We start from the raw sequence: 26,535 nt of genomic DNA, 5'->3' as shown, positions 1-26,535 counted from the left end.
CGCCCAGACCGCGCAGCCGGCCCAACCCGCGCCCGCCGCGGCGCCGGCGGCGGGCGCGCCGCCGGCCTCGTCCGCCGTGCTGCTGAGCGGCGTGCTGCGCGGCAGCAGCGGCCGCACCACCGTCTGGCTCAACCAGGTGCCGCAGTCCGGCGGCGCCAAGGCCGGGCCGGGGCCGGCGGTGTCGCTGCGGCTGTCGTCCGGCCGCCAGCTGATCATGAAACCCGGCCAGAGCTTCGACCCCGCCAATGGCAGCGTGCAGGAAATTGGCCGCTAGCCGGCGCCGCCAGCGCGGCGCGGCGCTGTTGCTGCTGCTGGCCATGACCAGCGTCGGCGCGGCGGCGGTGCTGGTGAGCGCGCTCAACCACGACACCGCCCAGCTGCGCCGCACCCAGCTGACGCTGGCGCGGCTGGCGCAGGCGCGCGAGGCGCTGCTGGGCTTCGCCGCCACCAATGGCCGCCTGCCGCGTCCGGCCACCTCGGCGCTGGACGGCCACGAGGCGCTGGCCGCCTGCGCCACCGAGCAGGACTGCACCGGCTTCCTGCCCTGGGTGACGCTGGGCGTGGACGGCGCCGACGCCTGGGGCAAGCTGCTGCGCTACAGCGTCACGCCGGCCTACACCCAGGCGCCGGTGCTGCGCATCTCGACCGTCGCCACCAAGACCGTGCAGGACCGCGGCGCCGACGGCCAGCTGTTCTACCGCATCGGCCAGTCCGGCTGCGACCTGGGCGCCCAGTGCGCGCCGCTGGTGCTGCTGTCTCACGGGCGCAGCAACTTCGGCGTGTCGACCCAGGGCGTGGCCCAGGCCAATACCGACGCCGGCAACATCGACGAGCAGTCGAACGCCGCCGCCAGCGTGAATTTCGTCAGCCGCGCCGCCAACGGCGACGCCAACGCGCCCGGCGGCGCGTTCGACGACCTGGTGCTGAGCGTGCCGCTGTCCACCCTTTACAAACAGATGGCGGCGGCCCACCGCCTGCCTTGACGCCATGAACCAACACAGACAAGCCGGCTTCACGCTGGTTGAAATCGCGATCGTACTGATCATCGTCGGCCTGATGATAGGCGGCCTGGTCACGCCGCTGAGCATGCAGCTGGAGCAGCGCAAGATATCGGAAACCCAGAAGTCGATGGAGGAGGCGCGCGAGGCGCTGGTCGGCTTCGCGCTGCGCAACGGCTACCTGCCCTGCCCGGCCATCTCGGCCAGCAACGGCCTGGAGGCGCGCCAGGGCAACCGCTGCGCGGACGGGCGCCGCAGCGGCTTTCTGCCGTGGGCCACGCTGGGACTGGGCAAGCTCGACGCCTGGAACCATCTGTTCCGCTACAGCGTCACGCCGGCCTTCAGCGACAGCGGCGTACTGTTCAACCTGAGCACGGCGCGCGACATCACCGTCGCCACCCGCGACGCCAGCGGCCAGCTGGTGGCGGCCACCGCCGTCAACGACATTCCGGCGGTGATCGTCTCGCACGGCAAGAACGGCTACGGCGGCAGCAACGAGCTGGGCGGCCTGATCGCCAACGCCTCCACCAGCAACAGCGACGAGCAGCTCAACGCCGGCTCGGACACCCAGTTCGTCAGCCGCTACGCCAGCGACAGCGCCACCGCGCCGGGCGGCGCCTACGACGACCTCGTGGTCTGGCTGTCGCCCAACATCCTGTTCAACCGCATGGTCACGCTGCAGAAGATCCAATGACAGCCGTCCTGGTCATCGCCCGCTACACGCTGCTGGAGGCGCTGCGCAACCGCCTGCTGTGGCTGCTGTTGCTGGTGCTGGCGGCGGCCGTGTGCGCCGGCGGCTTCCTCGGCCAGCTGGCCCTGACCGAGAGCCGCCAACTGCAGGCGGCCCTGCTGGCGGCGGTGCTGCGGCTGGCTGCGGTGTTCCTGATCGCCACCTTCGTCGTCAGCAGCATGGCGCGCGAGGCGGCCGACAAGGGCGCCGAACTGCTGCTGGCGCTGGCCCTGCCGCGCGCCGCGTATGTGCTCGGCAAGCTGGCCGGCTTCGGCGCGCTGGCGCTGCTGCCGGCGCTGCTGTTCGGCGCGGTGGCGCTGGCCTTCGCGCCGCCGGACCAGGCGGCGCTGTGGGCGGCCTCGCTGCTGGGCGAGCTGTGGATCGTGGCAGCCTTCAGCCTGCTGTGCTCGCTGACCCTGAGCCAGACGCTGCCGGCGCTGAGCGCGGCCGGCGCCTTCTACCTGCTGGCGCGCGTGCTGGGCACCCTGCAGCTGCTGGGCCACGCCGGCGCCGCCCAGGCCGACGCCGGCCAGCGCTGGCTGACGCATGGCATCGACGCGCTGGCGCTGCTGCTGCCGCATCTGGACGCCTACACCCGCACCGAGTGGCTGCTGTACCACACCGGCACGCTGGCCGACCTGGCCAACGTGGCGGCGCAAACCGCGCTGGCGGTCGGCCTGCTGACGGCCGCCGCGCTGTTCGACCTGTACCGGAAGAATCTGTGAACACGCCGGCCCGCCCGCTGTCGTCGGTGCCGCCGGCCGTGCGCCTGCTGCTGGCGGCGGCGCTGGCCTTGCAGCTGGGCTGGCAGGCCGGCCGGCCGCCGCCGCGTGCGCGGGCCGAGGCGCTGCCGCCGGCGCCGTCCCCGGCCGCGCTGCAACTGGCCAGCCTGGGCGATCCGTTGGCGCTGTCGCGCCTGCTGATGCTGTATGTGCAGGGCCACGACGACCAGGCCGGCGTCGCCATCGCCTGGCGCGAGCTGGACTACGGCCGCATCCGCCAGTGGCTGGAGCGGGTGCTGGAGCTCGATCCGCGCAGCCAGTATCCGCTGCTGGCCGCCAGCGAGGTGTACGGCGCGGTCGGCGATCCGGCGCGGGTGCGGCAGATGCTGGAGCTGGTCTACCAGCGCTTCGGCGACGACCCGAACCGGCGCTGGCCGTGGCTGGCGCACGCGGCCGTGGTGGCGCAGCACCGGCTGCACGACCTGCCGCTGGCGCGCCGCTATGCGCAGGCGATACGGCTGCGCGCCACCGGCCCGCAGGTGCCGGCCTGGGCGCGCGAGCTGGAGCTGTTCGTGCTGGAGGACATGGACCAGGCCGACGCCACGCGGGCGCTGATCGGCGCGCTGCTGTCGAGCGGCCAGATCACCGACGCCAACGAGCTGCGCTTCCTCGAGCAGCGGCTGCAAAGCCTGCCGCCGCCGGCTCATCCGCAGCGCTAGGCGGCACGGCACTTTCCGTCTATCATGGCGTCTATGGAGCGCAAGGTCTTTGCGCCGCCGACACCCGTTACGAAAGGATGCCCCATGCAGCGAGCCCAACGCGGCTTCACCCTGGTTGAGATTGCGATAGTCCTGGTCATCATCGGCCTGCTGCTGGGCGGCGTGCTGAAAGGACAGGGGCTGATCGACAGCGCCAAGGTCAAGAATATCATCCAGCAATCGAACGCGCTGTCGGCGGCGGTCAACTCCTACCAGGACAAGTTCCACGCCCTGCCCGGCGACGATCCGCAAGCCACCACGCACGCGCCCGGCGCCACCGGCAACGGCAACGGCGACGGCCAGATCGCCGAATACCAGCTGGCGCCGCAGCACCTGGCGCTGGCCGGCTTCATCACCGGTTCGTTCAACGGCACCACCGACTTCATGACCAGCGCGCAGGGCGGCGCGGTCTACATCTACAACGACGTGGTGGGCGGGCGCGGCGGCAACGGCATCCGCCTCGACAACCTGCCGGACTCGTTCGCCGAACAGGTCGACAGCAAACTGGACGACGGCAAATACAACACCGGCTCGGTGCGCGCCACCGCCGCCTACACCAACAACGGCACGGTCATCCAGCGCACCGCCCTGTTCTTCTGATGCGGCGGCTGTCCCGGCTGCTGGCGGGCGCCGGCCTGCTGGCCCTGGCCGCGCTGCCGGCCCGGGCAAAAACCGTGTGCACCCTGGTGGCCGACGCCGACAGCGGCGCCGTGCTGCTGGAACAGGGCGATTGCGCCACCCGCGTCACGCCCGCCTCCACCTTCAAGATCGCCATCAGCCTGATGGGCTACGACGCCGGCGTGCTGCGGGACGTGCACACGCCCGCGCTACCCTTCCTGCCCGGCTATGTCGACTGGCGCGACAGCTGGAAGCAGACGACCGATCCCAGCCGCTGGATGAGGTATTCGGTGATCTGGTACTCGCAGCAGACCGTCAAGGCGCTGGGCGCGCAGCGCTTCCAGCGTTACGTGCAAGCTTTCGATTACGGCAACCAGGATGTGGCGGGCGACCCCGGCCAGGACAATGGCCTGACGAAATCGTGGATCAACTCTTCGCTGCGCATTTCTCCGCGCGAGCAGCTGGCCTTTGTGCGCAAGATCGTGCGGCGCCAGTTGCCGGTCAGCGCCCGCGCCTACGATATGACGGCGGCGCTGCTGCTGGCCGACCAGCGTCCCGGCGGCTGGGAAGTGCACGCCAAGGTGGGCGGCGCCGGCGGCTACGGCTGGTACGTGGGCTGGGCGCTCCAAGGCGGCAAGACGCGCACCTTCGCCCGCCTGATCCAGGACGGCCCCGGCGACGACGACAACCCGACGCCGACCGGCATCCGCGCCGGCGAACAATTCCTGCAAGAGATCCCGGCGCTGCTCAAGCGATAAGCCCCAGCGGCCCGTGCCGGGCTGGCCCCGCGGCGGCGCCGCAGCCAGTTGAAAAATAAAAAGCACGCACGTACTTTTATTGGTCTAGAATAGCTGATACTCACAACAGCGGGAGACAGCATGTTCGAAGAATTCATCGGCACCAAGGCGGTGTCGGCGCGCCACCAGTTCGACGTGGCGGCGCTGGACGCCTATCTGCGCCAGCACGTGGCCGGCTACCCGGACGGCACGCTGGCGGTGGAGCAGTTCAAGGGCGGCCAGTCCAACCCCACCTACAAGCTCAGCATCGGCGGCCGGCACTACGTGCTGCGCACCAAGCCGGCGCCGGCCGCCAAGCTGCTGCCGTCGGCGCACGCGATCGAGCGCGAGTACCGCGTGATGGACGCGCTGAGCAAGCATGGCTTTCCGGCCGCGCGCCAGTACGCGCTGTGCACCGACGAGGCGGTGATCGGCCGCGCCTTCTACGTGATGGAGTTCGTCGAGGGCCGGGTGCTGTGGGACCAGGCCCTGCCCGGCATGACGCCGGCCGAGCGGGCCGCCATCTACGACGAGATGAACCGCGTGATCGCCCAGCTGCACACGGTGGACTACGCCGCCATCGGCCTGGCCGACTACGGCAAGCCGGGCAATTATTTCGCGCGCCAGATCGAGCGCTGGAGCAAGCAATACCTGGCCTCGCAGACCGAGACCATCGAGGCGATGGACCAGCTGATCGCCTGGCTGCCGGCCCATATTCCGCCGGGTGAGGACACCTCCATCGTGCACGGCGACTTCCGCCTCGACAACCTGCTGTTCCACCCGACCGAGCCGCGCATCCTGGCCGTGCTGGACTGGGAGCTGTCGACGCTGGGCCACCCGTTCGCCGACTTTTCCTACCACTGCATGAGCTGGCACATCGCGCCCGGCCAGTTCCGCGGCATCGCCGGGCTGGACCTGGCGGCGCTGGGCATCCCCTCGCAGCAGGAATACATCGCCCGCTACGCCGAGCGCACCGGCAAGACCATCCGGCTGGAGGATTTCAACTTCTACCTGGCCTTCAATATGTTCCGCCTGGCCAGCATCATGCAAGGCATCATGAAGCGCTACGTCGACGGCACGGCGGCCAGCGCCCAGGCGCTGGAGTCGGGCCGCATGGCGCGTCCGATGGCCGAACTGGGCTGGAGCTACGCCTGCGGCAAGCCCATCTGACATAGACAAAATCGCTTTCTGAAACGGCCAGTCTCGGCTACTATCGTGCTGCCTGCCCGATAGCGCATCACCGCCGAGGTCCACCACGTGCCAGCACCGACACGCCGCCTGCCATCCATCCGCTCGCAGATCGCGCTGCTGGTGCTGGCCTGCGCGCTGCCGACGGTGATCGGCTTCGGCGCCGTGGTGGCCCGGTTCTACCAGCGCGAACGCGATACGCTGATGGAGGACACCGGCCAGGCGGCCCGCCTGGTGGCCGCCGCCGTCGACCGCGACCTGCTGCAGGGCGAGAGCGCGGCGCGCGCGCTGGCCGGCTCGCCCAGCCTGCGCAGCGGCGACCTGGAGGCGCTGCGCGGCCAGGCCGCCGCCCTGCTCGGCCCGCAATTCCCGGCCGCCCAATTCCTGCTCAGCGACGCCTCCGGCAAGATCGTGCTGCAGGCCGGCGCGCCGCTGCCGGCCGCGCTGGGGGCCGCCGACAACCGGCGCCGGCTGGTGCCGCTGTACGGCCACGGCCAGGCGCAACTGTCGCTGGTCGGCAGCGGCGCCAACGCGCAGCTGGCGATCGACGTGCCGGTGCGGGTCGAGCGCCGCCTGGCCTACGCCCTGACCGCGCTGCTCAAGCCGGAGCGCCTGGCCAACATCCTGCGCGACGAAAACATCGGCCGCCACCAGGCCATGTCGCTGTTCGACAGCGAAGGCGTGATGGTGACCCAGGCCGGCAGTTCGCGCCAGCTGCTGGGCGCGCCGGCCGAGGCCGCGCTGCGGGCGCAGTTGCGCGCCACCGGCGACGCCCTGCTGGCCACCACGGCGGCCGACGGCACGCCGATCTACCTGGCCTTCAGCCGCTCGCCGGTGAGCCGCGCCATCGTCGCCATCGCCACCCCGCAGGACCAGGCGCTGCGGGAGCTGCTGGACGCCGTCACCACCATCTCGCTAGCCATGACGGCGCTGCTGCTGGCCGGCTTTTCACTGGCCTGGTGGGTCGGCGGCCGCATCGCCCGCTCGGTGCGCGAGCTGGTCGGGCCGGCCCAGGCGCTGGCCGCCGGCAGCCCGCTCGCGCTGGGCGCGGCCACCTTCCGCGAAGCCGGCGAGGTCGGCCTGGCCTTGCGCGCGCTGGAAGCGGACCTGCGCCGCAACAGGACCCAGCTCGAACAACTGGTGGACGAGCGCACCGCCCAGCTGGAAAAAAGCCGGGCCCAGCTGGAAACCCTGTACGCCACCGCGCCAGTCGGCCTCAGCTATGTCGACAGCCAGCTGCGCTTCGTCCGCCTGAACGACTACCTGGCCGCCCTCAACGACCAGCCGGTCGGCGCCCACCTGGGCCGCCACGTCGGCGAGATGATCGCCGACGACGCCGTGCGGCGCGGCGTGCTGGCCGACTACCGCACCGTGCTCGACAGCGGACGGCCGCTGACCGGCCTGCAGCGCTCGGGCCATCCGGCCTCCTCGCCCGACCAGCTGTGCCATTGGGTGCTGAGCTACTATCCGCAGTTCGGCACCGACGGCCGCATCGCCGGCATCACCGCGCTGCTGATGGACGTGAGCGAACTGAAGCGCACGGAGGCGGAATTGCGGCGCTCGCGCCAGTTGATGAGCTCGGTGCTGGAAAACATGCCGGCGATGATCTTCCTCAAGCGCGCGGCCGACCTGCGCTACGACATGTTCAACCGCTACGGCGCGCAGATGTTCGGGCGCGCCGGCGGCGAGGAATTCATCGGCAAGAACGATTACGACTTCGTGCCGGCCGCGCAGGCCGACAGCTTCGCCGAGGCCGACCGCCGGGTGCTGGCCGCGCCGCCCGGCGAGGTGGCCGAGATCGCCGAGGAGCCGGTCACCAATGCCGACGGCCGCACCCGCTACGTCACCACCCGCAAGGTGGCCCTGCGCGACGAGCACGGCGCCGCCACGCACGTGCTGGGCATTTCGCTCGACATCACCGAGCGCAAGGAAGCCAAGGAGGCGCTGCGCGCCACCGTGGCCAAGCTGGCGCAAAGCGAGCACTTCGTGCGCACCGTGGCCGACAACCTGCCTGGCATGGTGGCCTACTGGGACGCCGGCCTGCGCTGCCGCTTCGCCAACCGCTACTTCCTCGACTGGCATGGCCGCGACAGCGCGCAGATGCTGGACGCCTCGATGCCCGAGGTGCTGGGCGAGGCGCCGTACGCCGTGTGCGCGCCGTATGTGCGGGGCGCGCTGGCCGGCCAGCCGCAGGCGTTCGCCGACCAGCTGCGCTGGCCCTCGGGCGAGGTCAGCCACACCTGGGTCAACTACATCCCGGACATCGACGGCCGCGGCGCGGTGCGCGGCTTCTTCGTGCTGGTGTCCGACGTGACCGAGCTCAAGGAAACCGAGCTGCACCTGCAGGAACTGAACGAGGAACTGGTGCTGGCGCGCGACCGGGCCGAGGCCGCCAGCCGCGCCAAGAGCGAGTTCCTGGCCAATATGAGCCACGAGATCCGCACGCCGATGAACGCCATCATCGGCCTGGCCCGCCTGCTGGAGGCGGCCCCGCTGGCGCCGCGCGAACGGGGCCATCTGGACAAGATCCAGCTGGCCACGCAATCGCTGCTGGGCCTGGTCAACGACGTGCTGGACTTTTCGCTGATCGAGGCCGGCCAGCTGGTGCTCGAGCACGCCGCCTTCAGCCTGGAGCGCATCCTCGACGGCATCAGCGTGCTGGTCAGCGGCAGCGCCTGCGACAAGGGCATCGAGCTGGTCTACGACATCGACCCGCGCCTGCCGGCCGAGCTGTCGGGCGACCCGATGCGGCTGCAGCAGGTGCTGCTCAACCTGATCGGCAACGCCGTCAAGTTCACCGAGCGCGGCGAGGTGGTGTTGCAGGTGCGGGCCGCGCCCGGCGCCGGCCGGCCCGGCCAGCGCGCCATGCTGCTGGAGTTCCGCGTGCGCGACACCGGCATCGGCATCCCGGCCGCGCAGCAGGCCCGCATCTTCGACGCCTTCGCGCAGGCCGACGGCAGCAGCAGCCGCCAGTTCGGCGGCGCCGGCCTGGGCCTGGCGATCTGCCGCCAGCTGGCCGACATGATGGGCGGCGCCATCGCCGTCAGCAGCGCGCCGGGCGCCGGATCGGAATTCCTGTTCAGCTGCCCGTTCGAGTGCGGCGCGCCGCTGGCCGCGCCGACGCCGCCGCCCGGCGCCGCCGGCCTGACGCTGCTGATCGTCGACGACAACGCCAGCGCCAGCCTGGCGCTGCAACTGGCCTGCAACCACCTGGGCTGGGTCGCCAGCTGCGCCGCCGACGCCGCCGCCGCCCTGGAAATGCTGCGCCAGCGCGAGCGCCAGGGCCGGCCCTACGACCTGCTGTTGCTGGATCGCGACATGCCGGACGGCGACGCCGCCAGCGTGCTGGCCCGGCTGCGCGCCGGCCTGGCGCTGCCACCGGTGCTGCTGATGGCGCCCGAGCACCTCGCCGCCACCCAGCCCGGACTGGCGGACAGCCTGGGCGTGGCCGGCGTGCTGGCCAAGCCCTTCTTCCCCGCGCGCCTGCTGGAACAAGTGTCCGCGCTGCTGGCCGGCGGCCACCGCGACGCGCCCCCGGGCGAGCGCGGGCCGCTGGACGGACGGCTGAACGGCATGCGCATCCTGCTAGTGGAAGACAATGAGATCAACCAGGAAGTGGCGCAATTCATGCTGGCGCACGCGGGCGCCACGGTCGAGACGGTGGCCAACGGCCAGCTGGCGGTCGACCTGCTGCGCGCCGACCCGCAGCGCTGCGACCTGGTGCTGATGGATGTGCAGATGCCGGTGCTCAACGGCTACGACGCCACGGCCGCGATCCGCGCCGCCGGCGGCCCGCTGGCCCGGCTGCCCATCGTCGCCATGACCGCCAACGTGATGGAGGACGACCGCCGCCGCGCCGACCAGGCCGGCATGAACGCCCACGTGGCCAAGCCGATCGACGTCGAGGAAATGATCGACGTGCTGACCCGGCTGGTGCACGGCCAGCCCGCGCCCTCGCCGGCAGCGGCGCCAGCGGCCGGCGCGCCGACCGCCGCGGCGGCCGGCCTGCCGCCGCTGCCCGGCGTCGACACCGGGGCCGCGCTGGCCCGGCTGGGCGGCAACCGCGAGGCGCTGGTGGCGCTGTTCAAGCGTTTCGAACAATCGCAGGGCGGCACCGTGGCCGAGGTCCGGGCGCAACTGGCGGCCGGCCAGCGCCAGCAGGCCGCGCAAAGCCTGCACCGCCTGCGCGGCGTGGCGGCCAACCTGGGCGCGACCCAGGTCGCCGGCCTGAGCGCGAGCGCCGAAGCGGCCCTGCACCAGGACCAGCCGGACCCGGGCGCGCTGGACGCCGCGCTGGATCTGCTGGAGCAGGCCTTGCAGCGGCTGGTCGCCGACGTCCGCCAGTTGTCAGTCCCGCCAGACACGATTCCCGATGACAACTTACCGGTGCACGACTTGCCGCAAAAGCTGGCGGAGTTACAGTGTTTGCTTCAGAATAACAACCTGAAAGCCTTGGAAGTGTTCCGGGCGCTGCGCCCGGCGCTGGCGGGCGGCGCGCAGCAGGGCGCGCTGGCGGAGGCGGTGGAGACGCTGAATTTCACGGCGGCGCAAAAAATAGTGGCGGATATGTTGCATCGAAAGGACAGCGCATGAGTTGGACCAACCTGGCCAGGAACGGGCGGATACTCGTGGTCGACGACGCCATGGAAAACATCCAGATCCTGCATCACGCCCTGCGCGACGAGCATGAAGTGCTGTTCGCGCTGGACGGCGAAAAGGCGCTGGAGCTGGCGCTCGAGCAGCAGCCCGACCTGATCCTGCTGGACGCGGTCATGCCAGGCATGGACGGCTACGCGGTGTGCGCGGCGTTGCAGAACTCGCCGCGCCTGCAGGACATCCCGGTCATCTTCGTCACCGCGCTCAACCAGCCTGAAGACGAGACGCGCGCGCTGGAAGCGGGCGCGGTCGACTTCATCAGCAAGCCCTTCAACGTGGCCGTGGTGCGCGCCCGCGTGCGCAGCCAGCTGACCATCAAGCGCCAGGCCGACGCCATGCGCGAACTGAGCCTGACCGACGGCCTGACCGGCGTGGCCAACCGCCGCAGCTTCAACGACGCGCTGGACGCCGAATGGCGCCGTTGCGCGCGCACCGGCCTGCCGGTGTCGGTGATCATGATCGACGTCGACCACTTCAAGCTCTACAACGATCATTACGGCCACCAGGCCGGCGACCAGTGCCTGCAGCAGGTGAGCGCGGCGATGGCGCGCTGCGCCTCGCGCCCGCAGGACCTGCTGGCGCGCTACGGCGGCGAGGAATTCATCCTGCTGTTGCCGCAGGAGGCGGCGCTGGGCGCCGAGGTGGTGGCGCGCCGCATCCTGGACGAGGTGCGGGCGCTGGCGATCCCGCACGCGGCCGCGCCGACCGCGCCGTTCGTGTCGGTCAGCCTGGGCGTGTGCACGGCGCTGCCGCCGCTGGACAACCTCGACAGCAACGCCCTGATCCGCATGGCCGACAACCAGCTGTACCGCGCCAAGCAGGACGGCCGCAACCGCTACTTCAAGGCCGAGATCGGCGGCCCGGCCTGATGCGGCCTCAGTAGCGCCGCATGACGAATTCGGCGACGCAGACCGGCTTGTCGCCGCCCTCCCTTTCGATCACCACGCCCCACAGGATCTGGGCGCCGCCGGCGATGTCGTCGATGGCGGCGATGGTCAGGCGGGCCCGCAGCCGGCTGCCGACCGGCACCGGGGCCGGAAAGCGCACCTTGTTCAGGCCGTAGTTCAGGCCCATCGTCATGTCCACCATGTGCAGCGCGTTCACCAGCAGCGCCGGCAGCAGCGCCAGCGTCAGGAAGCCGTGCGCCACCGTCGCGCCATAGGGCGACTCGCGCGCGGCCCGTTCGGCGTCGGTGTGGATCCACTGGTGGTCGCCGGTGGCGTCGGCGAACAGGTCGATGCGCTGCTGGGTGATCTCCACCCAGTCCGACACCGCCACCTCGTTGCCGATCTCGGCCTTCATGGCCGCCAGGTTGGCGAAGCTGCGCATCAGCTGTGCTGCTGGAAGCCGCGCTGGGCGATGAAGCGCTCCAGGTGGTGGTCGACGTCGCCCAGGGTCAGCTCGATGATCGCCAGGCGCTTGAAGTGGTGCGCGGCCGGCAGCTCGTCGGTCACGCCCATGCCGCCGTGCAGCTGCACCGCCTGCTGGCCGAGGAACTTGGACGCCTGCCCCACCCGCACCTTGGCCGCCGACACCACGCGCCGGCGCTCCTCGGCGTCGCCGCAGGACATGCGGGCCGCGGCCAGCATCGCCATCGAACGGGCCTGCTCCAGATGGATGTACATGTCGGCCATGCGGTGCTGCAGCGCCTGGAAGCCGCCGATCGGCGTGCCGAACTGCTTGCGGGTTTTGAGGTAGTCCAGCGTGGCGGCGAACAGCGCGTCCATCGCGCCCACCGCCTCCGCGCACAGCAGGCTGGCGCCGTAGTCGGCCGCCTCGTCGAGCATGTCCCAGCCGCCGCCCAGCTTGCCCAGCAGCGCCGAGGCCGGCACCGCCACATGGCTGAACTGCACGGTGGCGGCGCGCTGGCCGTCGATGGTGCGGTAGTCGCGCACGGTCACGCCCGGCGTGTCGGCCGGCACCACGAACAGGCTGATGCCGTTGGTGTCGCGCTGGGCGCCGGCGCTGCGCGCCGACACGATCAGCGCGCCGGCCTGGGCGCCGTGGATCACCACGGTCTTGCTGCCGTCGATGCGGTAGCCCTCGCCGTTGATGCTGGCGATGGTCTTGACGTCCGACAGCTCATGGCGCGCATGCTTCTCGCCCAGCGCGCAAGCCAGTTTCAGCTCGCCGCTGGCCACCTCCTCCAGCAGGCGGTGCTGGTTGCCGGCCAGCTTGAGGAACTGCGCGCCCCACACGGTGGCGAAATACGGCTCGACCACCAGGCCGCGGCCGAGCTCCTGCATCACCACCCACAGGTCGACCGCGCTGCCGTTGAAGCCACCCTGCTCCTCGGGCACCGGCAGCGCCGTCATGCCCAGTTCCACCAGCGTGTTCCAGGCCACGTCCGAGACGCCGCTGTGCGAATGCACGATGCGATGGCGCACATCGAAGCCGTAGTCCTTGTCGATCCAGCGGCGCAGGGCATCGGCGAACTGCTGCTGTTCTTCTTTCAAATTAAAGTCCATCGCTGCCCCTTACAGTCCCAGGATCATCTGGGTGATGATGTTTTTCTGAATCTCGTTCGAACCGCCGTAGATCGACGTCTTGCGGAAATTGAAGTAGTAGCCGGCCAGCGGCGCGGCGGCGTCGTCGCCTGTCACCGCGTGGTCGGCCTTGCCTTCGAGGTAGTCGGTGTCGAAGGGCAGCGCGTCCGGGCCCAGCGCCTCGACCATCAGCTCGGTGAGCAGCTGCTGGATCTCCGAGCCGCGCACCTTCAGCAGCGAGGCCTCCGGGCCCGGCGCGTGCGACTCGCGCGTGATCACGCGCAGCACCGTGGTCTCCAGCGCCATCAGTTCGATCTCGAGGCTGGCCACCTTGGCCGCGTAGACCGGGTCCTGCAGCAGCGGCTTGCCGTGCTTGTAGTGCTCGGAGGCGATCTTCTTCAGGAACAGCAGCTCGCGCTTGGAGCGGCCGACGGCGGCGATGCCGGTGCGCTCGTGGCCCAGCAGGTACTTGGCGTAGGTCCAGCCCTTGTTCTCCTGGCCGATCAGGTTCTGCACCGGCACCTTGACGTTGTCGAAGAAGACCTCGTTCACCTCGTGGTCCTCGTCGAGCATGATGATGGGGCGCACGGTGATGCCCGGCGTCTTCATGTCGATCAGCAGGAAGGAGATGCCCTCCTGCTTGCGCACGGTGGTGTCGGTGCGGACCAGGCAGAAGATCATGTCGGCGTGCTGGGCCAGCGTGGTCCAGGTCTTCTGGCCGTTGACGATGTAATGGTCGCCGGCGCGTTCCGCGGTGGTCTTGAGCGAGGCCAGGTCGGAACCGGAGCCCGGTTCGGAATAGCCCTGGCACCACCAATCCTCGCAGCTGAGGATGCGCGGCAGATAGTGGGCCTTCTGCGCCTCGTTACCGAAGGCCATGATGACCGGCGCCACCATGTTGACGCCGAACGGCAGGATGGGCGGCGTGCCGGCGCGGGCGCACTCTTCCTCCCAGATATGGCGCTGGGTGGCGCTCCAGCCCGGGCCGCCGTGCTCGACCGGCCAGGCCGGCGCGGCCCAGCCCTGTTTGGCGACGATCTGATGCCAGCGCACATAATCCTGGCGGCTCAGGCGCAGATGGTTGCGAACCTTCTTCTGCAGATCGCCGGGCAGGTTAGCGTCAAGGAAAGCGCGCGCCGCGTCGCGGAACGCCAGATCCGCCGCCGTGTAGTTCAAATCCATGCTGTCTCCATATTCTTATGACCCCGCTAAAAAAGCACGATCGTTCAAATAATTGTACCCGATATCCCGCCACGCATTGTGGCATTTTTACAGGGCGACAGAATGAAAATTGCGATGAAGAAAATTGGGGTCAAGTCTGACATTCGGACACGGCCTCTGCGGTAGGCAGGCGCCTACCGCAGAGGCCGTGTCCGAATGTCAGACTTGACCCCCAACGGTTATTTCATCGTGTAGCTTTGCTGCGCGGTGTCGACGGCGTAGTTATGCGCCGTATCCCAGTAGGTGAAGCTGTAGTTGACCACGTCGCCGATCTTCAGGCCGCTGGCGGTGTAGCTGTTGGTGCCGGCGCTCTGCGTCATCCGCACGTTCAGCTGGCCGCCGGCGTTGACGGTGTAGTGCACGTCCGCCCAGCTGCTGGTGTTGAGCGAGAACTTCAGCATCGTCGCGCTGGTTTGCTGCGCGGCTGGCGTCGGTGTCGGAGTGGGAGTTGGCGTCGGAGTCGGAGTGGGCGTTGGAGTAGGTGTCGGCGTTGGAGTCGGTGTAGGCGTCGGCGTCGGCACCCCGGTATCCCAGACGATGTCGTCGATCGCCATCTGGAACGCCGAGCCCGGCAGCGCGGCGCCGTCGCTGGCGATCTGGAACAGGTCCAGCATCGACTGCAAGGCGATCTTGCTGCCGGCCAGGTCGGCCACCGGGATGGTCGCCGTGCCCCAGTCGCCGTTGCGCACCAGGCCGTACGTGGTGGCGTTGGCCGGGAACTTGACCGCGTTCTGGTTGGTGTACGTGTCCTGCACCCCCACCGTGAAGGCGACGTTGGCCGGGATCTTGATCTTCAGTTTCATGGTGCCGTTGCGGAAGTTGCTCATGTCCCGCGCCTGGCGCGATTCGACGCTGCCGCCGAACCACTGCCCCGGCGTGTTGAAGCTCCACGCCATCACGTTGCTGCCCTCATACGGCGGCAGGTTGCCCTGCGTGACGGAGGCGTTGTTCCACACGAAGATGTCGGAGCTGGTCCCGGCCACCAGCTTGTTGTTGACCGGCGTATTGTCGGTGAAGACGCCGAACTTGCCCACCTCCGGCGTGCTCTGGCTGCCCAGCTTGACCGTGCCCTTGCCGTCCAGCTGATACACCCGCACGTAGTCCACATACATGGTGCCCGGCAGCGGCGCCGTCACCTGCCCCGGCGTGGCGGCGTCGGTGAAGTTGCCGCCCACGGCCAGGTTGAACAGCAGGTAGAACGGCGCCTGCAGCGCGGTCGAATTGACCGGCAGCGGATTGTCGTACAGGTCGTGCTCGACGCCGTTGTCCACCACCGTGAAGCGCATCTGCGTGTCGGTCCAGTACAGCCGGTAGATGACGAAGCGGTTGGCCAAAGACTGGCTCGGCGTGTACCAGTTCTTGGTCTGCCACGCGGTGGAGGCGGCGCAGCTCTCGTTGCCCGGCACGCAGGCGGCCTGCTGCCAGGTGATGACATTGGAGCCGACGAAGTTGTCGATCGCCGGCGTCGGCGTGCCGGCCGCCGCGCGGCTGCTGGTCTTGTGGCCCATTTCGACGATGTCCATCTCGCCGTTGCGCGGCCACGCCTGCGGACTGACGCCCAGCATCCACGCGGCCGGCCACAAGCCTATACCCAGCTGCGGCGTGGCCATGCGGATCTCGACCATGCCGTACTGCACCTGCACCTTGCCGAAGGAGCCGATCTTGCCCGAGGTGAAGACGTTGCTGCCCACCGTCTGGTTCTGCGCCCGCAGCGCCAGCGCCCGCGTGTTCGGCTCGAACGGGACGTTGACGATGGAGACGTTGTTGGGGCTGTAGTACTCCAGTTCCTGGTTGCCGTAGCCGCACAGGTTGATCTGGCAGCCATTGCCGTCCACCGCCGTCCACAATGTGGTGTTGAGCGCGGCGCCGTTGAACTCCTCGGACCACAGCAACGGCCCGATGACGGGACTGGTGACGCTGGCAAACACGTGCGGGCCGTACGCCGACAGAATACCGGCCGCCACGGCGGACAAAACGAATTTCTGTTTATTCACAATGTATGTCTCCTCGTATCCATACTTCCACATTCGAACCGGACGGGCGTCCGGTTCGCGCTATTCCGTCTGCGGTCAGGAGCATGGGACGAGGCACGGCCCGCTTGCCCGGAATCTGTCGCCAAACGAAATTGGAAACGATTCCAATTTCGTCCTCAAAATATATTCTTATTAATATTTTTTGTCAACGAAGATGCGCAAGCGTGCGCGTGCTTACTTTTTGCGGAAGCTTTTGAGGAAGGCCGGCAAGCGGTTGAAGACGCCGACCAGCGCATGCATCTGCCACGGGAAGACGCAGCGCTCGTCGCGCCGTTCGATGGCGGCTGCGATGCGCCGCACCGCCTCCTGCTCCGGCATGAGGAAGGGTTTGCCGCTGGCGTCGCCGTTGTTCAACTCGCGCAGGCGGGCCGTGTCGACGTAGCCTGGCACGATCACGGTGACGCCGATGCCGAACGGCGCCAGCGCCTTGCGGTAGGCGTCGCAGATGGCGATGGCGGCGCGCTTGCTGGCACTGTACAGCGAGCCGCCCGGATAGTCCCGCTGCAAGCCGGCGATCGACGCCACCGCGACCAGCTGCCCTCGCCCGCCGCGCGCCATCATCGCGTCGGCGGCGGCGCTGAAGGCATGATCGAGGCCGCCCACGTTCACGCGCAACACCGGCAAGGTGCTGGCGGGATCGCGCGCGATGGCGGCGGCGTCGGTGTACTGGCCGGCGGTGACGATCAACAGGTCCAGTTCCGCGAACGCGGCCACCGTGCGCGCCACGGCGGCGCGGTCGGCGATGTCGCAGGCGTGCACGCTGACGCGGTCCTCGCGCAGCAGCAGCGAGCCTTCCAGCTTGTCCGGATGCCGCCCGCAGATGGCGACGCGCGCTCCCTGCCGCCAGTAGTGCTGCGCCAGTCCCAGGCCGATGCCGCTGGTGCCGCCGATGATCATTACGTTCATGCTGTTGCCTTGTTATGTCGGGTTGCGTTGCGCATCGCGGCGCGTTGGCCTTGCGCGGCCAGCGCGTAGGCTTCCTGTGCGCGCCGGTAGCCATACTGCCATTGGGCTTCCACGTCGGCCGCGTAGCGTTCGTAAGTGGCCGGCGCCACCAGCTGCACGCGGTTGGCGCGCCACGCGATGCGCTTCTGTACACCAGTGCCGCGCAAGGACCGGCTGACGTCGGAGGTGTCGATCCAGACGTCGGCCGGCTGGCCGTGCACATGGCGCAGGCGCGCATTGGCGTCGAAGCCGAACACCGCACGCAAGGCCGGAACGGCCGTCAGCTGGTCGTAGGACTGCTTCATTTCCATGCTGACGTGGCGCGCGAGACAGCGCGCCAGCTCAATCGGGAACAGGTCGATGGCGCCGCCGGTGTAGTCCGCGCCGCCGGCGGACTGACAGCGGAAGTAGACCATGTCGGCTATCGAGATGCGGGCCGCGTCGGCCAGCGACATCGTGGTGTCGATCGCGAGGTCGTGCGCGACGGCGTCGGTCCAGCCGTCGCGGCCGATGGCGGATGGTTGGCCGGCCGCCAGCGTGGCGATACGCTTATCGCCAAACAGTGTAACGCGATAGATGGCGCGGCCCTGCCGCATCTGGCCCGCTTCGCCGGCGCCGAACAGCAGCCGACCGCCGACGATGGCCAGGGCCGGCCCAGCTCCGACAGGCGCAGTCGCCGATGCGGAAGGCGGCGCCGTCGCGGCCACGCTCACTGGCTCGGGCGGCAGCGGCAGCACCGGCGGAATCTCGAACAGATAATCGTTGAACAGATCGGGAATACGCGCAGCCCTCGCGCCGTTCATCCGCCGCAGCGCGATGCTGGCCAGCGCGCGCAGCGGCGTGGCGCGCGGGCCGGATCGCAGGCCGCGGAAAAATTCATACATCTGCGGCGACGCCAGCCACGCCTTGCGCGCCGCGCTGTCGGGCAGATTGCGGATGATGGCGCCGGCCACCGCGCCGCCGCAGGTGGCCAGCAGCAGGTCCGGCTCCTGGCCCGCGTCGACGGCCGCCGCGTGCATGCCGAGGTAGTAGCCGAAGCGGAAGCCGCCTCCGGCCAGCACCATGCATCGTTGATATCGTGGGTCTCGCGCTGCATTGCTCATGCGTGACATAATGCCTCAATTACATCGTTATCAACAAGGACAGCCAGACAATGAACCGGCCAAGCACGCCGCAGCGCCTGACCCAGCTTGCCCTCAACGGCGCGCTGTTCGGCATCTGCTACCCGCTGACCAACCACCTCGCGCAACGTCAGCATGACGTCGGCAACGTCGCGATGGCGTGGGAAGCGGCGCTGCCCTTCCTGCCGTGGATGGTGCTGCCGTACATGACGTCCGGCCTGTTCTTCGTGCTGAGTTTTCTGCTGGTGCGCGACCGCGCCGGGCTGTCCGCATTGAGCCGCCGCACCGCGTTCGCCACCATCGCCGCCTGCCTGATCTTCGCCGCCTGGCCGCTGCGCTTCTCGCTGCCCCGCCCCGCCGTCGACGACGCGCTGCCCGCCTGGCTGTTCGCGCAACTGGCCGCGATGGACCAGCCCTACAACCAGCTGCCGTCGCTACACGTGGCGTACTGCCTGATCTTCTGGGCCGCGCTGCGCACCGCCACCACATCGGCGCTCCTGCGCGCCGCACTGGCCGCGTGGCTGATGCTGGTCGCGCTCAGCACCGTGTTCACCTACCAGCACCACGCGCTCGACGTGGCCGGCGGCGCCGCGCTGGGCGCGCTGGCGCTGCACCTGCTGCCGTCCGACGGCGACGTGCGCAAGCCGGTGGCCTTCTACTACACCGTGCTGGCGGGACTGGCGCTGCTGGCCTGGTTCGCGCTGGGCGGCCCGTGGTGGCTGTACCTGGCGGCCAGCCTGCTGCTGGTGGCGCGCGCCTACTATCGCCGCCACGCCGCCTTCCTGCACAAGCGCGACGGCCGCTATCCGCTGTGGATCTGGGCGATGTACGCGCCCTACCTGTGCGGCTACCTGCTCACATGGCAGCTGGTGCGCTGGCACGAGCGCCACCGCCCGCCGTTCACGCGGCACAGCGATAAGCTGTGGGTGGGCCGCCGCCTGACCGACGCCGAAGCCGCGCAACTGCCGGCCGATTGCGCCGTCATCGACCTGTCCAATGAATTGAGCGAGACGCGCACGCTGCGGCATCGCAGCTATCATCACTTCCCGCTGCTCGACCTGCACGCGCCGGATGCGCAATCGGCCCGCCCCATCCTGGCCGCCATCCGCGCGCATGCGGCACAAGGCCGCGCCATTTACCTGCACTGCGCCATGGGCTACCGGCGCAGCCGCCAAATCGCCCAACTCTACAAGGAGCAATACCCGTAATGAGCTTTTCGATCTACCAGCTGAAACCGCAATTCCAGCAACTGCTGCAACCGTTGATGCGCGCCCTGGTGCGCTGCCGCGTCACACCCAACCAGATCACGCTGGCGACCATGCTGCTGTCGGTGGCCTACGGTGCGGCGCTGGCGACGCAGCCGCAACGCGCGGGCCTGTGGGCCGGCTTGGCCCTGTTCCTGCTGCTGCGCATGGCGCTCAACGCCATCGACGGCATGCTGGCCAACGCCACCGGCCAGAAGACGCGCCTCGGCACGCTGCTCAACGAAATCTGCGACCAGGTGTCGGACGTGGCGCTGTACCTGCCCTTCATGCTGGCGCTGCACGCGCCGCTGGTGGTGCTGGCCGTGGCGGCCGCGCTGCTGGCCGAATTCGCCGGCGTGCTGGCGCTTAGCGTGGGCGCGGCGCGCCGCTTCGACGGCCCGATGGGCAAGAGCGACCGCGCCTTCTGGTTCGGCCTTCTCGGCCTGCTGATCGCCTACGGCGCCGCCCCGCTGCTGATGAACGGCGTCCTGGCGCTGGTGATCGCCCTGTCCGCGTGGACGGTCGTCAATCGCCTGCGGCAGGCGCTGCGGGCTTCTGCGCCAGCGACACCGTAAAGATCCCTTCCAGTCCGATGCGGGTGGCGATCTTGCGGCAGCCAGCATGCGCCACCAGCCCATCCATCTCCGCCTGCGGACGCGGGCGCATCTGCCACGGCTTGCCCTGGTGGCTGGTCAAGGTCAGCGCGATCATGTCCAGCTGCGGGTGCCATGGCTGACCGGTGTAGATCAAGTAGCCGCCGGCGCGCAGCACGCTGGCGATGCCCTGCAACGAAGTCGCCACCGGCGCGTTCTCGCAGAACAGCTCATACAGCCCGGAGACGATGACGATGTCGTACTCGCCCTCCTCCGCGCGGTAGCTGCCGGCGCTGAAGGCGTCGCGCAGTTGGTAATCGACCTTGGCTTGCAGCTGCAACTGATCCGCCAGCGCGCGCGCCTGATCGAGATTGTGCTGGGTGTAGTCGCGCAGCGTGACTTCGATATCGCGGTCCTGGAAGCGCTTGATGGTCTCCAGCACGTAGCGTCCGGAGCCGGCCGCCACGTCCAGGATGCGCAGCGGCGCCGTGCCGCGATGCGCGGCGATGCGCTCACCCAGCATCTGCTGCAGCTGGCGCTTGCGCAGGCGGATGCCGCGCCAGCCCACCGCGTCCAGATAGCCGCGGTCCATCATCCCACCGAACAGGAAGCGGCCGCCGGCCTGGTTGCGATACACGTAATCGAGCGAGGCGCCGGAATCGAAGCCGTGCTGCAAACCGATCTTCATGCCGTTGCTGACTGGCCCCATCATGCCCAGCATCACGCGCTGCATGCCGAACCACGCCTTGGTCAGCGGGCCGCAGCTCTGGCCCGCCTGCAGCGCCGCGTACTGGCGGGCGCTGTGGCTGTCGCGATCCGCGCTCAGATAGTGCGACGGCGCCAGCGGCGCGCGCTCGAAGCACTGCTCGACGAACTCGCGGCTGGCCGCCAGCGCCACGCTGGTGTCCTGCTCGTAGAACAGCGCGTGGAAGGCTTCCGGCAGATGCACGTAGCGCTTCAACGGCGACGACAGGCGCTGGTAGAAGTCCTGCTGCGGGCCTTCCTTGACCACGTAGTCCTTGCCGGCGGTGAGCATCAGCACCGGCGTATCGATGGCGGCGGCGTCCTGCACGATGCGCCGCGCGGTGTCGGCCAGGCCTAGCAGCACGCAGGCGGAGATGGCCTTGGCGATCAGCGGATCGGCGGCGTAGGCGGCCGCCTCCTGCGCCGAATGGGTCAGCATGCCGGGACGGATGTAGCTGGTCACGAACAGATCCGGCTTGAAGCAGCGGGCGAAACGCAGCGCCGGCTTAGCCAGCGGCACATACAGGTTGATGTCGAACGCGGCGGCGGCCATGATGACGCCGCGCACGCGCGGCGCGTAATCGTGCAGCCAGGTGGCGGCGATCACCGCGCCGACACTGTTGGCCACCACCAGGATGTTCTCCGGCGCGATGCCGTAGGTAGCGGCGATGTGGCCGATGAAGGTGTCGAAGTCTTCGACCAGCGCCTCGAAGCTGGGCGCGTCGCCGCGCTCGCCGGGCGAGTAGCCGTGGCCGCGCGCGTCCCAGGCGAAGGCCCAGTCCTGCGTGTAGCCGAACTGCTCGACCAGCGGCTGGATGCGGCCCGAATGTTCGTGGCCGCGATGCAGGAACACCAGCGCGCGCTGCGGGCCGTCCTGGCGCGGCGCCAGCGGCTGCCAGGCGCGGTAGAACAGGCGCACGCCGTCGTTGCAGTCGAAACCGGATTCGGTGGTGCGCCATGCCAGTGAGCGTTCAGCTTTCATATTATTTTTCCAGGAAATGAGTGATGAGGAAGTACAGCAGCGGCGCGGTCACGACCAGGCTGTCGACCCGGTCGAGAATGCCGCCGTGGCCGGGAATGAGCTGCGAAAAATCCTTGACGCCCAGCGCCCGCTTGGCGGCCGAGAACATCAGGTCACCGCAGAAGCCGCCCAGCGACAGCAGCAGCGCGCACGCCGCCAGCTGCGCGGCGCCGGCCAGGTGCAGATAGCCGCCCAGCGCCAGCGACAGCGCGGTGGTCGCGACCACGCCGCCCAGCAGTCCCTGCCAGGTCTTGTTCGGGCTGATGCCAGGCGCGATGCGGTGGCGGCCGAAGATGGTGCCGCTGATGAACTGGGCCACGTCGTTCAGCGCGGTCAGCACGTACAGGTAGAACAGCCAGGCCAAGCGAGCGTGGGCGTCCAGCGGCAGGCTGTCGTACAGCGGCAGGAAGCGGCAGCTGTAGCACAGCACCAGCCACAACAGCCACGCCAGCGCCGCGCCGCTGCGGTTGCGGAAATAGAAGGCGGCCTTCAACGCGATGGCCAGCGGCAGCGCCGTCATGGCCACCGGCGCCGGCAGCAACAGCGCGGCCTCGAACACGACGGCGGCCGGCACCACGAAGGCGCGGCCGGCAAACGGCGCCAGCTCGCGCAAGGCCAGCACGCCGATCAGCATCGCCAGCAGCGTCGCCCCGAACGGATGCAGCAGCAGGCTGACGGTCACCACCGGGAAGATCCACCACCAGGCGTTGACCTGGTCGCGCAGCTGGCTGTGCGGCCGCGCGCGCAGCTTGACGCCCACGCCCAGCGACGCCATGCCCAGCATCAGGTACAGCATGCCGAGCGCGGTGAGGATCTCGGTGCCCAACAGGGAAAACAGCAATTGCATAAATGCCTCAATTATTTTTGTGGCAATTGTATAGCGTTTTCCGGCATGCGGCTCAGTCTACGGTGATCAGCACATCGCGCCCCTTGGTGGCGGCGTTGCCCGCGTAGTCCTCGGCGGTGATGCGCAGCGTGTAGTTGCCGGGGCCGAGGGCGCCGACCTTCCAGCCGCCCGGCGTCAGCTTGCCATGGATGAGCGTGTTGTTGATGGCGTAGGAGAAGCGCGTCTCCGCCGCGCCGTGCACCGTGATGCCGCTGGTGGCCGCGTAGGCCAGCTTGACGGCGTCGCGGTTGCGCGGCAGGCGGTCGTAGAGCTGCGTGATCAGCGGCTGCTCCATGCCGGGGATGATCTCGCCGTCGGCGTTCAGCAGTTGGTAGCCCAGCTTGTACAGGCCGAGGCGGCGGCGCGCCTGGTCGCCGTTCATCTGGTCGTAGGCGTCGACCACGATCTGCACCTCGCCCAGGCTGCGCGGCACCAGCAGGCGGCCGTCCACCTTGTCCTTGAGCGGCTTGCCGCTGCTGTCGGTCAGCGTGATGCTCTGGATGTGCGGCGCGATGGTGTCTTCCAGGTCCACGAACGGCAGCGACAGCGGATTGAGCGCGTCGCCGTTGGGCAGATAGTCCAGGTGCACATGGGCCATGCGGTTGACCGTGCCCAGCGTTTCTCCCACCACGAAGCGGGTGCCGCGCTTGACGCGCACCGCCGACGGCACGCCCTTCTCGTCCTTCAGCAGCTGGAAGCGCGGGTCGAGCGGCTTGTCGTTGGCGCCGCGCCCCACGCGCATGTGGATGTAGCGCATGCCGTCCAGCGCCAGCCCTTCCGACAGCTCGCCGTAGCCCCAGCTGGCGAGCGGATCGCTGATCTTGCCGGCGGTGACAGCCAGCACCGGCGTGCCGATCGCGGCCTGCACGTCGAGGCCGGAATGGAAATGGTCGCGGCTTTCGCCGTCGAAGTTGCCGCGCACCTCGCCCATCAGGCCGACCACTTCGTGCGGCTTGTCCTGCGGCTTGACCGGCCACAGCATGGTGGCGCCGTGCGCCGGGATGCCGGACAAGGGCTCGTCTGGCGCGCCCGCCTCGCCGTCCAGCGCCGGCGCCACGCGGTGCAGGCGGTAGGTGGCGCTGTCGGCCACGTACAGCGAACCGTCGCGCGCCAGCGCCAGGCCGCGCGGCGCGTAGAAGCGCACGCCGCCGTCGGCGCCATAGCCCGGCTGGGCCGGATGGTCGACGTCTTCCAGCGCCAGCACCTCGCCGGCCGGCGTGATCTGCGCCAGGCGGCCGTGGGCGTTGCTGGTCACGTAGAGGAAACCGTCCGCCGTGCGTGCCAGCCCTATCGGCGATTGCAGCAGCGGCGCGCGTTCGCCGTCCTTGGCCTGGGCAATGGTGCTCACGCTGCCGTCCTTGCCCAGCTTGCGGATGGCATGGTTGCCGGTGTCGGCGATGTACAGCTCGCCGGCGGCGCCGAGCGCCAGACCGGTGGGTCCGTTGAACAGCGCCTGCGCGCCCGGGCCGTCCACATCGCCGGCGCGGCCGCCGCCGGCCACGGTGGTGACGTCGCCGTTGGGCGCGATGCGGCGGATGCGGTCGTTGTAGGTGTCGGCCACGTAGACCACGCCGGCCGCGTCCACCGCGACGCCAACCGGGCCGTTGAACTGGGCCGCCGCGCCGCGTCCGTCCTTGTCGCCCGCCAGGCCGTCGCCAGCCAGCGTGCTGACCGTGCCGTCGGGCGTGATCTTGCGGATGGCGTTGTTGCCGGTGTCGGCCACATACAGGTTGCCGGCGGCGTCGATCGCCAGGCCGGACGGCGTGTTGAACGCGGCCGCCTTGCCCGCCCCTTCCGCGTAGCCCTCGACCGCGCCGGCCAGCGTGGTGGTGGTGCCGTCCGGGGCGATCTTGCGGATGCGGTTGTTGTCGCCGCCGTCGGCCACGTAGACATTGCCGGCACTGTCGACCGCCACGCCGAACGGGTCGGCGAAGCGGGTGCTGCGCCCGCGCCCGTTGTTCGCGCCCGGCATGCCGTCGCCGGCGATGCTGGTCACGCGGGCGCGCCAGTGCGGTTGCGTGCCTTGCGGAACGGCGGGCTTGGCCAGGCCCGCGCCGGCGCCCGGCGGATGCGTCAGGATGTAGGCCGCTCCGCCCCCACCCAAGGCGCCGCCCACGGCAAGGGCGACGGCGATTAGCTTGAATTGGCTGGGAGTCACGTTGCAGAAGCCTAAAAGTTGATCAGAAGAAAATATTCTACCTGATCTTAATGGCAAGAGCTACCAGCCCGCGCAATGCCGGCGCCTCAATCGCGCAACTGTGCCGCCAGTTGGGCGACACGGGCGCTGTCGGCCTTCAAAGCGGCTGCCAGCGCTCGGCCATAGCCGGCGTCGGCCTTCTGGAAGTAGGACAGCATGGTGTATTTCACGCCGTCATCCTTCACCTGCCCCAAGTCGCCCGCCAGGTTGCTCACCAGGTTGGCCTGCTGCTGCGCGTTCAGCGACCGATAGAAATCCCCGGCCTGCTTGAAGTTCTGCGTCTTGACGATGCGGGCCTGCTGCGTGGCGCCGCTCAACGGCAGCTGACTGGACTTGTATTGCGCATCGTCGGCCAGGGCCGCGTGCTCGCTGGGCTGATAGTTGACGTCGCCCTTGCGGCTGCCGCTGTTCTGCGCGCCGTCCTGGTTGTAGTTGGCCGCCGCGGTGCGCGGACGGTTGACCGGCAGTTGCAGGCCGTTGGCGCCGATCCGGTGCAGCTGGGTGTCGGCGTATGAGAACAGGCGGCCCTGCAGCAGGCGGTCCTCAGAGGCCTCGATGCCGGGCACCAGGTTGGACGGCGCCAGCGCCGACTGCTCGGTTTCCAGGAACACGTTGTCCGGGTTCTTGTTCAGCGTCATGCTGCCGACCTTCACTTCCGGCACGCCGGGCCAGGTCTTGGTGGCGTCCAGGCCGTCGAAGTCCAGCGCGGCCAGTTGCGCCGGCGTCAGCGTCTGGACGTACAGATCCCAGCGCGGGAAGTTGCCTTGCTGGATGGCGCCGATCAGGTCGCGCGTCATGTGGTTGAACTCGGTGGCCTGGATGGCCGACGCTTCCTTGGCGCTGAGGGTCTTCTGCCCTTGCAGACTCTTCCAGTGGAATTTCACGTAGTGGATCTGCCCCTGGGCGTTGACGAATTTATAGGCGTGCACGCTGTTGCCGTCCATTTCGCGGTAGCTGGCCGGGGTGCCGAAGTCCGAATACACGCGCGTCAGCATGTGGGTAGCTTCCGGCTGGTGGGAGAAGAAGTCGAAGAAACGGTTCGGGTCCTGGATGTTGCTGTCCGGCGCGGGCTTGAGCGAATGCACCATGTCCGGGAACTTGATGGCGTCGCGGATGAAGAAGATCGGCAGGTTGTTGCCGACCAGATCCCAGTTGCCTTCGCTGGTGTAGAACTTGGTGCCGAAGCCGCGTGGATCGCGCAGCGTTTCCGGCGAATGGTTGCCGTGGATGACGCTGGAGAAGCGCACGAACACCGGCGTCTGCGTACCGGGGCGGAACACGGCGGCGCGGGTCAGCGCGGACAGGTCCTGCTCTGCCACGAACACGCCGTAGGCGCCGGTGCCGCGCGCGTGCACCACCCGCTCCGGCTGCCGTTCGCGGTCGAAGCGCTGCAGCTTCTGGATCAGTTGCACGTCCTGCAGCAGCACCGGGCCGTTGGGGCCGGCCGTCTGCGAATTCTGGTTGTCGCCGACCGGGGCGCCGTTGTCGCGCGTCAGCGTGGTGCCGGCGGCGGCGCCGGCGATCAGAGGTAAGGCCAGCATCAGTGCGCGGGCCGGGGTGTGCAGTGGGTTCATGGTGACGTCTCCTGGTTTAATTGA

The 26,535-nt window shown here is 69.1% G+C and carries 21 protein-coding genes and 1 pseudogene; 12 read left to right on the top strand and 10 right to left on the bottom strand.

What is annotated here, in order from left to right; all coding sequences use genetic code 11:
* The 10 genes and pseudogenes from AC07WS_RS26995 to AC07WS_RS26950 form a co-directional block, all read left to right on the top strand.
* Positions 1 to 274: pseudogene (locus tag AC07WS_RS26995) on the top strand (hypothetical protein); the annotation flags it as partial.
* Entirely contained in the window at positions 264 to 983 is a 720-nt protein-coding gene (locus tag AC07WS_RS26990; protein WP_494732034.1) for a hypothetical protein, read from the top strand. The pseudogene AC07WS_RS26995 and the gene AC07WS_RS26990, both read left to right, overlap by 11 nt.
* Positions 984 to 987: 4 nt before the next feature.
* Complete coding sequence (locus AC07WS_RS26985) at positions 988 to 1,692, top strand: type II secretion system protein (protein ID WP_494732033.1); 705 nt, start codon at positions 988 to 990, stop codon at positions 1,690 to 1,692.
* A complete protein-coding gene (locus tag AC07WS_RS26980; RefSeq protein WP_494732032.1) occupies positions 1,689 to 2,453 on the top strand; it encodes an ABC transporter permease in 765 nt (254 codons plus the stop codon). Before AC07WS_RS26985 ends, AC07WS_RS26980 begins: the two co-directional genes overlap by 4 nt.
* Positions 2,450 to 3,169: a hypothetical protein gene (locus tag AC07WS_RS26975; RefSeq protein ID WP_494732031.1), complete on the top strand. Its 720-nt coding sequence runs from the start codon at positions 2,450 to 2,452 to the stop codon at positions 3,167 to 3,169. The genes AC07WS_RS26980 and AC07WS_RS26975 overlap by 4 nt, the downstream gene beginning before the upstream one ends.
* An 84-nt stretch (positions 3,170 to 3,253) precedes the next feature.
* Positions 3,254 to 3,808 (top strand): prepilin-type N-terminal cleavage/methylation domain-containing protein, encoded by a 555-nt coding sequence (locus AC07WS_RS26970; RefSeq protein WP_494732030.1) that lies wholly within the window; start codon positions 3,254 to 3,256, stop codon positions 3,806 to 3,808.
* Entirely contained in the window at positions 3,808 to 4,584 is a 777-nt protein-coding gene (gene blaOXA, locus AC07WS_RS26965) for a class D beta-lactamase (protein ID WP_494732029.1), read from the top strand. Before AC07WS_RS26970 ends, blaOXA begins: the two co-directional genes overlap by 1 nt.
* A 120-nt stretch (positions 4,585 to 4,704) precedes the next feature.
* Entirely contained in the window at positions 4,705 to 5,772 is a 1,068-nt protein-coding gene (locus AC07WS_RS26960) for a phosphotransferase (RefSeq protein WP_494732028.1), read from the top strand.
* Positions 5,773 to 5,859: 87 nt separating this feature from the next.
* Positions 5,860 to 10,383: a PAS domain-containing protein gene (locus AC07WS_RS26955; protein ID WP_494732027.1), complete on the top strand. Its 4,524-nt coding sequence runs from the start codon at positions 5,860 to 5,862 to the stop codon at positions 10,381 to 10,383.
* Positions 10,380 to 11,315, top strand: coding sequence for a diguanylate cyclase domain-containing protein (locus AC07WS_RS26950; protein ID WP_494732026.1), 936 nt, complete (start codon positions 10,380 to 10,382; stop codon positions 11,313 to 11,315). The genes AC07WS_RS26955 and AC07WS_RS26950 overlap by 4 nt, the downstream gene beginning before the upstream one ends.
* Positions 11,316 to 11,322: 7 nt before the next feature.
* Here the strand turns inward: AC07WS_RS26950 and AC07WS_RS26945 are convergent, their stop codons facing one another.
* From AC07WS_RS26945 to AC07WS_RS26920, 6 genes are all read right to left on the bottom strand, one after another.
* Positions 11,323 to 11,775 (bottom strand): MaoC family dehydratase, encoded by a 453-nt coding sequence (locus AC07WS_RS26945; protein WP_494732025.1) that lies wholly within the window; start codon positions 11,773 to 11,775, stop codon positions 11,323 to 11,325.
* The gene (locus tag AC07WS_RS26940) at positions 11,775 to 12,914 is read right to left on the bottom strand and encodes an acyl-CoA dehydrogenase family protein (protein ID WP_494732024.1); all 1,140 of its coding nucleotides are present in this window, start codon (positions 12,912 to 12,914) and stop codon (positions 11,775 to 11,777) included. Before AC07WS_RS26940 ends, AC07WS_RS26945 begins: the two co-directional genes overlap by 1 nt.
* A gap of 9 nt (positions 12,915 to 12,923) precedes the next feature.
* Positions 12,924 to 14,114, bottom strand: coding sequence for an acyl-CoA dehydrogenase family protein (locus AC07WS_RS26935; RefSeq protein WP_494732023.1), 1,191 nt, complete (start codon positions 14,112 to 14,114; stop codon positions 12,924 to 12,926).
* Between the two features lie 218 nt (positions 14,115 to 14,332).
* Positions 14,333 to 16,147: a glycoside hydrolase family 16 protein gene (locus tag AC07WS_RS26930; RefSeq protein ID WP_494732022.1), complete on the bottom strand. Its 1,815-nt coding sequence runs from the start codon at positions 16,145 to 16,147 to the stop codon at positions 14,333 to 14,335.
* Between the two features lie 213 nt (positions 16,148 to 16,360).
* On the bottom strand, positions 16,361 to 17,092 hold the full coding sequence (locus AC07WS_RS26925; RefSeq protein ID WP_494732021.1) for an SDR family NAD(P)-dependent oxidoreductase: 732 nt from the start codon (positions 17,090 to 17,092) through the stop codon (positions 16,361 to 16,363).
* Positions 17,089 to 18,195, bottom strand: coding sequence for a patatin-like phospholipase domain-containing protein (locus AC07WS_RS26920; protein WP_494732020.1), 1,107 nt, complete (start codon positions 18,193 to 18,195; stop codon positions 17,089 to 17,091). The genes AC07WS_RS26925 and AC07WS_RS26920 overlap by 4 nt, the downstream gene beginning before the upstream one ends.
* An 89-nt stretch (positions 18,196 to 18,284) precedes the next feature.
* On the opposite strand from AC07WS_RS26920, the gene AC07WS_RS26915 reads away from it, so the two are divergent.
* Positions 18,285 to 19,460: a phosphatase PAP2 family protein gene (locus tag AC07WS_RS26915; RefSeq protein ID WP_494732019.1), complete on the top strand. Its 1,176-nt coding sequence runs from the start codon at positions 18,285 to 18,287 to the stop codon at positions 19,458 to 19,460.
* Positions 19,460 to 20,071 carry a CDP-alcohol phosphatidyltransferase family protein gene (locus tag AC07WS_RS26910; RefSeq protein ID WP_494732018.1) on the top strand — a complete coding sequence of 204 codons (612 nt, stop codon included), beginning with the start codon at positions 19,460 to 19,462 and terminating at the stop codon, positions 20,069 to 20,071. The genes AC07WS_RS26915 and AC07WS_RS26910 overlap by 1 nt, the downstream gene beginning before the upstream one ends.
* Here the strand turns inward: AC07WS_RS26910 and AC07WS_RS26905 are convergent.
* The 4 genes from AC07WS_RS26905 to AC07WS_RS26890 form a co-directional block, all read right to left on the bottom strand.
* Positions 20,022 to 21,815: a bifunctional alpha/beta hydrolase/class I SAM-dependent methyltransferase gene (locus AC07WS_RS26905; RefSeq protein ID WP_494732017.1), complete on the bottom strand. Its 1,794-nt coding sequence runs from the start codon at positions 21,813 to 21,815 to the stop codon at positions 20,022 to 20,024. The genes AC07WS_RS26910 and AC07WS_RS26905 overlap by 50 nt on opposite strands.
* Before the next feature lies 1 nt (position 21,816).
* Positions 21,817 to 22,701 (bottom strand): phosphatidate cytidylyltransferase, encoded by an 885-nt coding sequence (locus AC07WS_RS26900; protein ID WP_494732016.1) that lies wholly within the window; start codon positions 22,699 to 22,701, stop codon positions 21,817 to 21,819.
* A gap of 52 nt (positions 22,702 to 22,753) precedes the next feature.
* Positions 22,754 to 24,898, bottom strand: a complete 2,145-nt coding sequence (locus tag AC07WS_RS26895) for a gluconolaconase (protein ID WP_494732015.1) — start codon at positions 24,896 to 24,898, stop codon at positions 22,754 to 22,756.
* Positions 24,899 to 24,984: 86 nt separating this feature from the next.
* Entirely contained in the window at positions 24,985 to 26,511 is a 1,527-nt protein-coding gene (locus AC07WS_RS26890) for a catalase (RefSeq protein WP_494732014.1), read from the bottom strand.
* Between the last annotated feature and the right edge of the window lie 24 nt (positions 26,512 to 26,535).

The organism is Duganella sp. GW821-FHT01E12, from assembly GCF_059422325.1.
This window is presented reverse-complemented; position numbering and strand designations above follow the sequence as displayed.